This window comes from Terrabacter sp. 01T434 (assembly GCF_056398545.1).
This window is the reverse complement of record NZ_JBFTPP010000011.1, coordinates 1-13,218: the sequence shown is the minus strand read 5'-3', so window position 1 is coordinate 13,218 and position 13,218 is coordinate 1. Positions and strand designations below refer to the sequence as shown.

Genomic DNA, 13,218 nt, shown 5'->3' with positions numbered 1-13,218 from the left:
AACGCACGCCGATGTCCGGACCCAACACGAACTACGACCCCGTCGAGGTCTCCGCGCTCGACCCGGCGAACGTCGACGCAGCGGTGCAGGACGCGCTCACGGCGATCGCCGCAGCGGCGTCCCTCGACGACCTCAAGGCCGTCCGCATCGCGCACCAGGGGGAGAAGAGCCCGCTGGCCCTCGCGAACCGTGAGATCGGTGCGCTGCCGCCGAGCGCCAAGGCCGAGGCCGGCAAGCGCGTCGGCCAAGCGCGTGGCCGCGTCGGGCAGGCCCTGACGGCTCGCCAGGCCGAGCTCGAGGCCGAGCGCGACGAGCGCATCCTCGTCGAGGAGCGCGTCGACGTCACCGTCCCGGCGCTGCGTCGTCAGCTCGGCGCCCGCCACCCCATCGAGCTGGTCGCGCAGCGCCTCGTCGACGCCTTCGTCGGGATGGGCTGGGAGGTCGCGGAGGGTCCGGAGCTCGAGAGCGAGTGGCTCAACTTCGACGCGCTCAACCTGGGGCCCGACCATCCTGCGCGGCAGATGCAGGACACCTTCTTCCTCGACCCCGTCGACTCGGGCCTCGTGCTGCGCACGCAGACCTCGCCGGTCCAGATCCGGACGATGCTCGAGAAGGAGCCGCCGATCTACATCGTGGCGCCGGGCAAGGTCTTCCGCACCGACGACCTCGACGCGACGCACACCCCGGTCTTCCACCAGATCGAGTGCCTCGCCATCGACAAGGGCCTGACGATGGCCCACCTGCGCGGCGCGCTCGACGCGTTCGTCCGCATCATGTTCGGCGAGGAGACGCGCACCCGCGTCCGGGCCAACTACTTCCCGTTCACCGAGCCGAGCATGGAGACCGACTTCCTCTGCTTCGCCTGCCACGGCGAGGAGACCTGGGGGAGCGCCGAGCCGTGCCGCACGTGCGGCGGCTCGGGCTGGATCGAGCTCGGAGGCTCCGGCATGGTCAACCGCAAGGTGCTGCGCACGTGCGGCATCGACCCCGACGTCTACTCCGGTTTCGCGTTCGGGCTCGGCATCGAGCGGGCGCTCCAGCTGCGCCACGGGGTCCAGGGGATGCACGAGATCGTCGAGGGCGACGTCCGCTTCTCGCAGCAGTTCGGGATGGGGGTCTGACATGCGTATGCCGCTCAGCTGGCTCGCCGAGTACACCGACCTCGCGCCCGGGGCCCGGGGCGCCGATGTGGCCGCCAGCCTCGTGCGCGTGGGGCTCGAGGAGGAGGACCTCCACGGTGGCGACATCACGGGTCCGCTCGTCGTGGGCCGCGTCCTGTCCTTCGAGCTCGAGCCGCAGAAGAACGGCAAGACGATCCGCTGGTGCACCGTCGACGTCGGCCAGAACGGCCAGATGCTGACCGAGGGCAAGCACCAGGAGATCGTCTGCGGCGCCCACAACTTCGAGGTCGGTGACCTCGTCGTCTGCGTCCTGCCCGGCGCCGTGCTGCCCGGAGGGTTCGAGATCGCCGCACGCAAGACGTACGGCCACGTCTCCAACGGGATGATCTGCGCCGAGGACGAGATCGGTCTCGGTCATGACCACGAGGGCATCATCGTCCTGCGCCGCCTGCTCGGCGACGAGAAGGCCGCCACGGTCCAGCCCGGCGACGACGCGATCGCCCTGCTCGGGCTCGGTGAGGAGACCGTCGAGACCAACGTGACGCCCGACCGTGGCTACTGCTTCTCGGTCCGCGGCCTGGCCCGCGAGTACTGGCACGCCCAAGGCAGTCCCGAGGGCGGCTACCGCGACCCGGCCGACATCCTGACGCCGCAGCCCAACACGAACGGCTACGCCGTCGAGCTCAAGGACGAGTCTCCGATCGAGGGCAACGACGGGTGCGACCGCTACGTCGCGCGGATCGTGCGGGGCATCGACCCGACGCGGCCGTCGCCGGCGTGGATGAGCAAGCGCCTGACGCAGATGGGCATGCGTCCCATCTCGCTCGCCGTCGACGTCACCAACTACGTCATGCTCGCCCTCGGTCAGCCGCTCCACGCCTTCGACGTCGACCGGCTGTCCGGCTCGATCGTCGTGCGACGGGCCCGCGGTGGCGAGAAGCTCACGACGCTCGACGACGTCGAGCGCACCCTGCACCCCGACGACCTGCTCATCACCGACGGCGGCGAGCAGCCGCTCGCCATCGCCGGCGTCATGGGCGGTGCGTCCTCGGAGGTGTCCGACTCGACGACCGACGTCCTCATCGAGGCCGCGCACTTCGACCCGACGACCGTGGCGCGTTCGTCGCGCCGGCACCGCCTCATCACGGAGGCGTCCAAGCGCTTCGAGCGCGGCGTCGACCCGAAGGTCACCGCGGCCGCCGCGCAGCTCGCCGTCGACCTGCTCGTCGAGCACGGTGGCGGCACCGTCGACGACGGCGTGACCGACGTCGACCGGACGACGGAGCGCACGGCATACCTCCTCGACGTCACCGAGCCCGCGCGCATCGTGGGCGTGGACTACCCCCGTGAGCGCGTCGTCGGCATCCTGCGTGACCTCGGCTGCCGGGTCGACGAGGCCGGCGAGGGCACCGACGACACGCACGTGCTCGTGACCCCGCCGTCCTGGCGTCCCGACCTCGTCGACGCGCCCGACTACGCCGAGGAGGTCGCGCGGATCGACGGCTACAACAACATCCCGTCGATCACGCCGACCCCGAGCGACGGCCGCGGCCTGACCCACGAGCAGAAGGCGCGCCGGGTCGTCGCCGACGCGCTGGCCGGGGCCGGGCTGACCGAGGTCCTCAGCTACCCGTTCGTGTCGGAGGATCTCGCCGACCAGCTCATGCTGCCCGCCGACGACGACCGTCGTCACGCGGTCCGGCTGGCCAACCCGCTGTCCGAGGAGAGGCCGCTGCTGCGCACGTCGATCCTCGCGAGCCTCGTCGACACGCTGCGGCGCAACGTCGCGCGCGGCCACAAGGACGTCGCGATCTACGAGATCGGTCTCGTCTTCCGTCCGGGCGGTGCGCTCGGCACGGCGCCGATCCCGGGCGTGGCCTCTCGACCCGACGCCGACACCCTCGAGCAGCTGTATGCCGCAGTGCCCGCCCAGCCGCGCCGCGCCGGCATCCTCGCGACCGGCCAGGCCGAGCAGGCCGGGTGGTGGGGCCCCGGCCGGGCTGCCGACTGGAGCGACATGGTCGCCGCCGTGCAGACCGTGGCCGCCGCCCTCGCGGTCCCGGTCGTCGTCGCCAACGACCCCGGCCACGCCCCGTGGCACCCGGGACGGTGCGCGCGGATCACGCTCGCCGACGGCACGCTCGTCGGGCACGCGGGCGAGCTGCACCCCAAGGTCGTCGCGGCCCTCGACCTGCCGCCGCGCACCGTGGCGGCGGAGTTCGACGTCGACGTGCTCGTCGCCGCGAGCGCGGAACCGGTCCAGGCCCGCGCGTTCTCGACCTTCCCGCCGGCGATGACCGACATCGCGCTGCTCGTCGCGTCCGACGTGGCCGCTGCCGACGTCGAGGCCGCCCTGCGCTCCGGCGCGGGGGAGTCGCTCGAGTCGGTCGTCCTCTTCGACGTCTACGAGGGCGAGCGCATCGAGGCGGGGCACCGGTCCCTGGCCTACCGCCTCACCTTCCGGGCGCCGGACCGGACCCTGACGACCGACGAGGTCAACGGTTTCCGCGACGCAGCGGTGGCAGCCGCGGCAGCGGCGACGGGGGCCGTGCAGCGCTGATCCCTGAATGCACGAATATGCATTGGCGTGTATAGTCATGCATTGTGATCAGGGCAGCAGTGGCGGGGGCGAGCGGCTACGCCGGAGGAGAGATCCTCCGGCTGCTGCTCGCCCACCCGCAGTTCGAGGTCGGTGCCGTCACGGCGGCCAGCAGTGCGGGTGAACGACTCGGGGGCGTCCACCCGCACCTGGTCCCGCTCGCGGACCGCGTCATCGAGCCGACCACCGTCGACACCCTGGCCGGCCACGACGTCGTCTTCCTCGCCCTGCCGCACGGGCACTCCGGCGCGCTCGCCGCGCAGCTGCCCGACTCGGTCGTCGTCATCGACTGCGGGGCCGACTTCCGCCTCGAGTCCGAGACGGCCTGGACCACCTTCTACGACACGGCGTATGCCGGCTCGTGGCCCTACGGACTGCCCGAGCTCCCCGGGCCGGCGGGCTCGGTGCAGCGCGAGCGGCTCGCCGGCGCGCGCCGCATCGCGGTGCCCGGGTGCTACCCGACGGGCATCTCGCTCGCACTCGCGCCCGGCTTCGCGGCCGGACTGCTCGAGGCCCAGGACGTCGTCGTCGTGGCAGCCTCCGGCACGTCCGGGGCGGGCAGGTCCCTCAAGCCCCACCTGCTGGGCAGCGAGGTGATGGGCTCGATGTCGCCCTACGGCGTCGGCGGCGGCCACCGGCACACGCCCGAGATCGAGCAGAACCTCTCGCGCGCAGCGGGGGAGCCCGTCACGGTCTCGTTCACGCCGACCCTGGCGCCGATGCCCCGCGGCATCCTTGCCACCTGCACGGCGCGTCTGCGTCCCGGCACCGACCCGGCGACCGTGCGCGCCGCCTGGGAGAGGGCCTACGCCGACGAGCCCTTCGTGCACGTGCTGCCCGTGGGTTCGTGGCCTGCGACGGCCTCGGTCGTCGGGAGCAACCACGTGCAGCTCCAGGCCGCCGTCGACGAGCGGCTCGGCCGGGTCGTCGTCGTGTCGGCCATCGACAACCTCACCAAGGGCACCGCCGGTGCAGCCGTGCAGTGCGCCAACCTCGCCCTGGGCCTCGAGGAGACCCTCGGCCTCCCGATCGCAGGAGTCGCCCCGTGAGCGCTCGTCCGACCGTCCAGCTCCCCGCCGGCTTCCGGGCGTCCGGCGTCACCGCCGGGCTCAAGACGAGCGGCACCCCCGACCTCGCCCTCGTCGTCAACGACGGCCCCGACCACCATGCCGCGGCGGTCTTCACGACCAACCGCGTCGAGGCGGCCCCGGTGACGTGGTCCCGCCAGGTCGTCGCCGACGGCAGGGTCGACGCCGTCGTCCTCAACTCCGGGGGAGCCAACGCCTGCACCGGAGCCCAGGGCTTCCTCGACACGCACCGCACGGCGGAGCACGTCGCCGACGTCCTCGGCGTCTCGGCCGGTGACGTCGTCGTCTGCTCGACGGGTCTCATCGGCGAGCTGCTGCCGATGGACAAGATCACCTCCGGTGTCAACGCAGCGGCGGCAGCGCTCTCCCCGGAGGGCCACGAGGCCGCGGCGGTCGCGATCAAGACGACCGACACGGTGCACAAGGTGGCCGGGCACGCCGGCGCGGGATGGTCGGTCTCCGGCATGGCCAAGGGCGCGGGCATGCTCGCCCCGGCCCTCGCGACGATGCTCGTCGTCCTGACCACGGACGCCGTCGTCGACCCGGCTGCCCTCACTGCCGCACTGCGGGCAGCGACAGCCGTCTCGTTCGACCGCATCGACTCCGACGCATGCATGTCGACCAACGACACGGTCGTCGTGCTGGCCTCAGGTGCCTCCGGCGTGACCGTCGACCGGGGCGGCCTGACGGAGGCGCTGACCGCCGTCTGCTCCGACCTCGCGCGCCAGCTCATCGCCGACGCGGAGGGTGCCGCCCACGACATCGCCATCGAGGTGGCCGGCGCGGCGAGCGTCGACGACGCCCTCGAGGTGGCCCGCGCCGTGGCCCGCAACAACCTCTTCAAGTGCGCGATCTTCGGCAACGACCCCAACTGGGGACGCGTCCTGGCGGCCGTCGGCACGACCCGGGCCGCCTTCGAGCCAGCAGCCCTGGACGTGACGATGAACGGCGTCCAGGTGTGCCGCTCCGGCGGGGTCGGCGAGGACCGGGCCCTCGTGGACCTCACGGCGCGAGAGGTGCACGTCCTCGTCGACCTGCACGCCGGCGCGGATTCGGCCACCGTCTGGACCAACGACCTGACCCATGACTACGTCCACGAGAACTCGGCCTACAGCACATGAGCGACATCACCGAACCGTCCCCGACGGGCTTCCCCCCGTCCTTCCCGTCAGCCGGTGACCCACCCGCCAACGTGCGCGGGCTCATCGACGCGGCCGCGATCCGCGTCGCCGCCGGCAAGGCCTCGACGCTCGTTGAGGCGTTGCCGTGGCTCGAGCGCTTTCGCGGCGCCCTCGTCGTCGTCAAGTACGGCGGCAACGCCATGGTCGACGACGCCCTCAAGGCCGCCTTCGCCGAGGACGTCGCCTTCCTTCGGTATGCCGGACTGCGGCCCGTCGTCGTGCACGGCGGCGGCCCGCAGATCAAGGCGATGCTCGAGCGGGTGGGCATCGAGAGCGAGTTCAAGGGCGGGCTCCGCGTGACGACGCCCGAGGCCATGGACGTCGTGCGCATGGTGCTGACCGGCCAGGTCGGGCGCGAGCTCGTCGGCCTGCTCAACCAGCACGGGCCCATCGCCGTGGGGCTGTCGGGCGAGGACGCGGCCCTGCTCGGCGCCCGGCGCCGCGGCACCGTCGTCGACGGCGAGGAGATCGACCTCGGCCTCGTCGGTGACGTCGAGAGCGTCAACCCCTCGGCCATCCTCGACATCCTCGACGCGGGCCGTGTGCCGGTCGTCTCCACCGTCGCGCCCGACCTCGACGTCGACGGCCAGGTCCTCAACGTCAACGCCGACACCGCAGCCGCCGCGATCGCCGTCGCGCTCGGCGCCGAGAAGCTCGTCGTGCTCACCGACGTCGAGGGGATCTACGCCGACTGGCCCGATCGTCGCTCCCTGCTCTCCACGATCACCGTCAGCGCAGCCCGCGAGCTGCTCACCCGGGTCGACCACGGCATGGTGCCCAAGCTCGAGGCGTGCATCCGGGCCGTCGAAGGGGGCGTGCCGCAGACGCACGTGGTCGACGGCCGCAAGCCCCACTCGATCCTGCTGGAGATCTTCACCGACGAGGGGATCGGCACCATGGTGCTGCCCGACATCACCGGTTCCAAGCCGGTCCCGGCCCCCACGCCAACCGCCGCCCCGACCGCGACACCCGAGGAGAACCCATGACCGTGGGCAGTGATCTGCTGGGGCGCTACGCCAGCGCGATGGTCCAGGTCTTCGGCACACCGCAGCTGGTCCTCGCCTCGGGTCATGGCTGCTGGGTCACCGACGTCGACGGCAAGCGCTACCTCGACCTGCTGTCCGGCATCGCCGTCAACGCGCTCGGCCACGGTCACCCCGCGCTCGTGCAGGCGGTCGCCAAGCAGGCCGAGTCGGCGATCCACGTCTCCAACTTCTTCACCTCGGAGCCGGCGATCACCCTCGCCGAGCGGCTGTTGTCGATCGCGGCGGCCCCGAGCGGGTCGGGCGTCTTCTTCGCCAACTCGGGGACGGAGGCGACCGAGGCCGCGATCAAGCTCTCGCGGCGCACCGGGCGCACGCGCATCGTGGCCCTGCAGGGCTCCTTCCACGGGCGCTCCACGGGCGCCCTCGCCCTGACCCACAAGGCCGCCTACCGCGAGCCCTTCGAGCCGCTGATCCCCGAGGTCGTCTTCGTCCCACCGAACGACGCCGATGCGCTCCGTGCCGCCGTCGACGACACGACGGCGGCCCTCTTCGTCGAGCCGATCCAGGGCGAGGCCGGCGTGCGCGAGCTGTCGTCCGACTACCTGCGTCTGGCCCGGGAGCTGACGGGCGCCCACGGCGCGCTGCTCGTCGTCGACGAGATCCAGACCGGGATCGGTCGCACCGGCGACTGGTTCGCCCACCAGGCCTCGGGCATCGTGCCGGACGCGATGACCCTCGCCAAGGGTCTCGGCGGCGGGGTCCCGATCGGTGCCCTCGTGACGTTCGGTTCCGACGTCACGGCCATGCTGACCGCGGGCCAGCACGGCACGACGTTCGGCGGCAACCCCCTCGCGTGCGCCGCCGGGCTCGCCGTCCTCGACACCATCGAGCGCGATCACCTGCTCGAGCACGCGCGGCACGTCGGCGCCCTGCTCGACCACGTCGACAGCGAAGGCGTGGTCAGCACGCGGGGTCGCGGGCTGCTGCGCGCGATCGAGCTGGACGGCATACCTGCTCCTGTGGTCATGGCGGCCGCTCGCGATGCCGGCTTCATCGTCAATGCGGTGACGCCGACAGCCCTTCGTCTCGCGCCGCCGCTCGTCATCACCGAGGAAGAGCTCCAGGGCTTCCTCGACGCGCTGCCGGCGATCCTCGACGCTGCCCGCGCGACGGGGGAGGCGACGCCGTGAGCCGCACCCAGCGCCAGCGGCGCATCGTCGAGCTGCTCGGGTCCCACGAGGTGCACAGCCAGGGTGAGCTCTCCGACCTGCTCGTCGCCGAGGGCACCGAGGTGACGCAGGCGACCCTCTCGCGCGACCTCGTCGAGCTCGGCGCGGTCAAGGTGCGGCGCGGACGCGCCCTCGTGTATGCCGTCCCGGGCGAGGGCGGTGAGGTGGCCGCCGTCGGCTCGATCGGCGACGCAGCCTCGGCCCGGCTGCGACGCACGTGCGAGGAGCTGCTCGTGTCAGCAGCCGCCGCGGTCAACGTCGTGGTGCTGCGCACGCCACCGGGGGCTGCCAACTACCTCGCCTCGGCGATCGACCAGGCCCGCGACCCCGAGGTGGTCGGCACCATCGCGGGCGACGACACGATCCTGCTCGTCGCCGGCAGCGCCGAGCAGGCGGCCGCGGTGGCCGAACGTCTCCAGTCCCTCGCCGGCACGCGAGACTGAACCCACCTCGGCGGCACCCGCTGCAGCCGACACCGGACACCATGCCGACCCACGCTGATCACCCACGAGGAGAACCCGCGATGACCGATCCCACCCGCACGAGCGCCGCCGACGGCAGCGAGGGCGCCCCGGGCGCCCCGGCCGCCCGAGTGAGCCTCTGGGGCGGACGCTTCGCCGGCGGTCCCGACCAGGCGCTTGCCGCACTGTCGAAGAGCACCCACTTCGACTGGCGTCTCGCACCACACGACATCGCCGGCTCGCGCGCCCACGCCCGAGTCCTCCACGCCGCGGGCCTGCTCTCCGAGGAACACCTCGCTGGGATGATCGAGGGCCTCGACCGCCTCGAGGCCGACGTCCTCTCCGGAGCGTTCACGCCCGCCGAGGACGACGAGGACGTCCACACGGCGCTCGAGCGTGGCCTCATCGAGCGGGTCGGCACCGACCTCGGCGGTCGCCTGCGCGCCGGCCGCTCGCGCAACGACCAGGTCGCGACGCTCTTCCGGATGTACCTCCGCGAGCACGCGCGCGTCGTGGGCGGTCTCGTGCTGGATGTCGTCGATGCCCTTGTCGCCCAGGCAGATCGACACCTCGGGGTCGCGATGCCGGGGCGCACCCACCTCCAGCACGCGCAGCCCGTCCTGCTCTCGCACCACCTGCTCGCCCACGCGTGGGCACTGCTGCGCGACGTCGACCGACTGCGCGACTGGGACGAGCGCGCGAACGCGTCGCCCTACGGCTCCGGCGCGCTTGCCGGCTCGTCGCTCGGTCTCGACCCGGAGGCCGTCGCGCACGACCTCGGTTTCGCCCATGCGGTGGAGAACTCCATCGACGGCACCGCCTCGCGCGACTTCGTCGCGGAGTTCTCGTTCGTGTCCGCCATGACGGCCGTCGACATCTCGCGCATCGCCGAGGAGGTCGTGCTGTGGGCGACGAAGGAGTTCTCGTTCGTCACGCTGCACGACTCCTACTCGACGGGGTCGAGCATCATGCCGCAGAAGAAGAACCCCGACGTGGCGGAGCTCGCGCGTGGCAAGGCCGGTCGCCTCGTCGGTGACCTCGCCGGTCTGCTCACGACGCTCAAGGCCCTGCCACTGGCCTACAACCGCGACCTCCAGGAGGACAAGGAGCCGGTCTTCGACGCCGTGGACACCCTCGAGGTGCTCCTACCGGCGTTCTCGGGCATGGTCGGCACGCTGACCTTCAACACCGAGAGGCTCGAGTCGCTGGCGCCGCAGGGCTTCGCTCTCGCCACTGACATCGCGGAATGGCTGGTGCGGCAAGGGGTTCCGTTCCGAGTCGCCCACGAGGTCGCCGGCGCCTGCGTCCGCGAGTGCGAGCCGCGCGGCATCGAGCTGTGGGATCTGACCGACGAGGACTTCGCGCACATCAGCGAGCACCTGACGCCCGAGGTGCGGTCCGTGCTGTCCGTCGAAGGGTCCCTGGCGTCACGGGACGCTGTCGGCGGCACCGCCCCGGCCCGGGTCAGCGAGCAGCTCGCGGCTGCCCGCGACCGTCTCGCCGCCGCCCGCGGCTGGACGTCGGCGGCTGTCTGACGGGGCGGTTAGCGTGTCGTCGGTGAACCCCGTCGAGACCCGGCTGTCCCGCGAGTTCTTCGCCCGCCCGTCCGTCGAGGTCGCGCCCGACCTGCTCGGGCGCCACCTGTCGTTCGGTGGGGTCGTGCTGCGCCTGACCGAGCTGGAGGCGTATGCCGGTGAGGTCGATCCCGGGTCGCACGCCTTCCGGGGGGAGACGCCGCGGACCCGGCCGATGTTCGGGCCTCCCGGCTTCACCTACGTCTACTTCACCTACGGGCACCACTGGTGCGTCAACCTCGTCGTCGGCGAGGAGGGGTCGGCCTCGGCGGTGCTCGTGCGTGCCGGAGAGGTCGTGGCCGGCGGCGACCTCGTCCGGGCGCGTCGTGGGCCCGTGCGTGAGAGGGACTGGGCACGCGGCCCGGGCCGGCTCGGGCAGGCGCTCGCCATGACCAAGGAGCACACCGGTCGGGACTTCTGCCGCCCCCCGCTCGGCGAGCCCATCGACCTCGTCGTGTCCCAGGGCGACCCGGCCCCGCCGGAGCGCGTGCGCGTCGGTCCTCGGGTCGGTGTCAGCGGACCCGGGGGTGACGGGACGGCCTACCCGTGGCGCTTCTGGGTCGAGGGCGAGCCGAGCGTGTCGACCTACCGTCCGGGAGTCGTGCGCCGCCGGAGGTGATGCCCGCCATGCGGGACCGGGAGGTACTCGTTGGCCCGCGCGCGACGGCATACGGCAGGCTGTGTCCGGGTGGGCAGGGAGCCCGCTGGACCGAAAGGACACCGATACCCGTGACCGACATCTTCGACGAGCTGCAGTGGCGTGGCCTGGTGGCACAGACCACCGACGAGGCGGCGCTGCGCGAGGCACTCGCCGAGGGGCCGATCACGCTGTATTGCGGCTTCGACCCGAGCGCCCCCTCGCTGCACTTCGGCAACTTCGTCCAGCTGTCCGTCATGCGCCGCATGCAGGCTGCCGGGCACCGGGTGATCTGTCTGGTGGGCGGGTCGACGGGGCTCATCGGCGACCCGAAACCTGATGCCGAGCGCGTGCTGCAGGACAAGGACACCATCGCGACGGCAGTGAGCCGCATCCAGCAGCTCGTCGGGCCGCTGCTCGACTTCGAGGGCGACAACGCGGCCGTGCTCGTCAACAACCTGGACTGGACGGCCCCGCTGAGCGCGCTCGACTTCCTGCGCGACGTCGGCCGGCACTTCCGCGTCAACCAGATGATCCGGAAGGAGGCCGTCGCTCGTCGCCTCGAGAGCGACCAGGGCATCTCCTACACCGAGTTCAGCTACCAGATGCTCCAGGCGCTCGACTACCTCGAGCTCTACCGGAGCCGTGGCTGCACGCTGCAGATCGGGGGCAGCGACCAGTGGGGCAACATCACCGCCGGCGTCGACCTGGTGCACCGGGTCGAGGGCAGGTCGGTGCACGCGCTCGCGACGCCGCTGCTCGTCGACTCGACGGGGCGCAAGTTCGGCAAGTCGGAGGGCAACGCCGTCTGGCTCAGCGCTGACATGACGAGCCCGTACGTCTTCTACCAGTACTTCCTCAACGTGGAGGATGCCTCCGTCGTCAGCATGCTCAAGGCGCTGTCGGACCGGACGCGCGAGGAGATCCTCGAGCTCGAGCGGCAGGTGGCCGAGGAGCCGTTCCGTCGGGCGGCTCAGAAGGCCTTGGCGGCCGACGTCACCACGCTCGTGCACGGTGCCGACGCGACGGCGTCGGTCCAGGCCGCCTCGGAGGCGTTGTTCGGCAAGGGGGACCTCGGTGGGCTCGACGCCGAGACCCTCGGTGACGCGACGTCCGAGCTCCCGGGGGCCCAGGTGCCCGTCGGGACGTCCGTCGTGGATGCCCTCGTGGCGGTCGGACTCGTCGACTCCCGCAACAGCGCGAGGCGTGCGATCGGCGAGGGCGGAGCGTCCCTCAACAACGTGAAGCTGACCGATCCCGAGCGGGTGCTCGGCGAGGAGGACTTCCTGCACGGCACGGTCGCTGTCATCAAGCGTGGCCGCCGCAACCTGGCGGCCGCGCGACGTGCGTGAGTCGCGCCGGCCCGGACGTGGCACACGGCCGTTGTAGAGCGAAAGTCGGCGTCTGAAGCGGCGGATCCCGTTGCAGGACAACGGGCTCCGCCGCTTCTCGCGGTCACCGGGGTGCAGGGGAAGGCGGATTTGTGTTTCTCCGGAGGGCCGGGTTAATGTTCTCTTCGTCAGCCCGACAGGGAGGAACGGACGCCACCGCGGAGCGAGTCATCGCGAGCGAAGTTGGCCGGTCCCGGGGTTGGCGAGATGGTCCGAGGCGCCTGACGGAGTCGGGTAGCCTCGGAGTGCAGGAACCGCTCGTTCCGAGCTGGTCGCCTGGGTCGCCCCGATGGGGCGGACCGCGGTTTGACTGGCCAGGGTGCGGCGGGTAAGTTTGAAGGGTTGCCCCGGAGGCCTCCTCGTTGAGGTGGTTGATGGTGTGTGTCCGATTCTTGAGAACTCAACAGCGTGTCAAAAATCGATGCCAATTACCTCGTCCCGGGGTCTGGCTCGGATTCATCCATGAGGGTGGTCTGGGTTGGTTTCGGGCGAATTATCCTTTGGTTGAATCGAACTTCTAGCTTTTTTGAGCTGGTGGTTCGGCTTCAGTCAGGTTTTCGAGCCCTTCAGGGGTTCAAAGTTTGCTCATCTCCTTTTCGGGGGTGGGTGTTTGAACATCAACGGAGAGTTTGATCCTGGCTCAGGACGAACGCTGGCGGCGTGCTTAACACATGCAAGTCGAACGGTGACGATGAGAGCTTGCTCTTGTTTGATCAGTGGCGAACGGGTGAGTAACACGTGAGTAACCTGCCCCAGACTCTGGGATAACCCCGGGAAACCGGAGCTAATACCGGATATGACGCCAACGGGCATCCGTATGGTGTGGAAAGTTTTTCGGTCTGGGATGGACTCGCGGCCTATCAGCTTGTTGGTGAGGTAGTGGCTCACCAAGGCGACGACGGGTAGCCGGCCTGAGAGGGCGACCGGCCACACTGGGACTGAGACACGGCC

General features: G+C 71.3%; 10 protein-coding genes and 1 rRNA gene. All 11 read left to right on the top strand.

The features are described 5' to 3' along the window. Positions 1-11 precede the first annotated feature (11 nt). On the top strand, positions 12-1,121 hold the full coding sequence (gene pheS, locus AC1DIW_RS19525; RefSeq protein WP_478110276.1) for a phenylalanine--tRNA ligase subunit alpha: 1,110 nt from the start codon (positions 12-14) through the stop codon (positions 1,119-1,121). Position 1,122: 1 nt separating this feature from the next. After that, complete coding sequence (pheT, locus tag AC1DIW_RS19520) at positions 1,123-3,681, top strand: phenylalanine--tRNA ligase subunit beta (RefSeq protein ID WP_478110274.1); 2,559 nt, start codon at positions 1,123-1,125, stop codon at positions 3,679-3,681. A 44-nt stretch (positions 3,682-3,725) separates the two neighbouring features. Then, complete coding sequence (gene argC, locus AC1DIW_RS19515) at positions 3,726-4,769, top strand: N-acetyl-gamma-glutamyl-phosphate reductase (RefSeq protein ID WP_478110272.1); 1,044 nt, start codon at positions 3,726-3,728, stop codon at positions 4,767-4,769. Next, a complete protein-coding gene (gene argJ, locus AC1DIW_RS19510; protein ID WP_478110270.1) occupies positions 4,766-5,929 on the top strand; it encodes a bifunctional glutamate N-acetyltransferase/amino-acid acetyltransferase ArgJ in 1,164 nt (387 codons plus the stop codon). The genes argC and argJ overlap by 4 nt, the downstream gene beginning before the upstream one ends. Next, positions 5,926-6,975, top strand: a complete 1,050-nt coding sequence (gene argB, locus AC1DIW_RS19505) for an acetylglutamate kinase (RefSeq protein WP_478110269.1) — start codon at positions 5,926-5,928, stop codon at positions 6,973-6,975. The genes argJ and argB overlap by 4 nt, the downstream gene beginning before the upstream one ends. Beyond that, complete coding sequence (locus tag AC1DIW_RS19500; protein ID WP_478110267.1) at positions 6,972-8,165, top strand: acetylornithine transaminase; 1,194 nt, start codon at positions 6,972-6,974, stop codon at positions 8,163-8,165. Before argB ends, AC1DIW_RS19500 begins: the two co-directional genes overlap by 4 nt. Next, positions 8,162-8,647 (top strand): arginine repressor, encoded by a 486-nt coding sequence (gene argR / locus AC1DIW_RS19495; protein ID WP_442279826.1) that lies wholly within the window; start codon positions 8,162-8,164, stop codon positions 8,645-8,647. The genes AC1DIW_RS19500 and argR overlap by 4 nt, the downstream gene beginning before the upstream one ends. A gap of 80 nt (positions 8,648-8,727) precedes the next feature. Next, positions 8,728-10,200 (top strand): argininosuccinate lyase, encoded by a 1,473-nt coding sequence (argH, locus tag AC1DIW_RS19490; RefSeq protein WP_478110265.1) that lies wholly within the window; start codon positions 8,728-8,730, stop codon positions 10,198-10,200. Positions 10,201-10,222: 22 nt separating this feature from the next. Then, the gene (locus AC1DIW_RS19485) at positions 10,223-10,858 is read left to right on the top strand and encodes a DNA-3-methyladenine glycosylase (protein WP_478110264.1); all 636 of its coding nucleotides are present in this window, start codon (positions 10,223-10,225) and stop codon (positions 10,856-10,858) included. 110 nt (positions 10,859-10,968) lie between these two features. Beyond that, complete coding sequence (tyrS, locus tag AC1DIW_RS19480; RefSeq protein ID WP_442279823.1) at positions 10,969-12,228, top strand: tyrosine--tRNA ligase; 1,260 nt, start codon at positions 10,969-10,971, stop codon at positions 12,226-12,228. A gap of 656 nt (positions 12,229-12,884) precedes the next feature. Beyond that, positions 12,885-13,218: ribosomal RNA gene (locus tag AC1DIW_RS19475) — 16S ribosomal RNA — on the top strand; the annotation flags it as partial.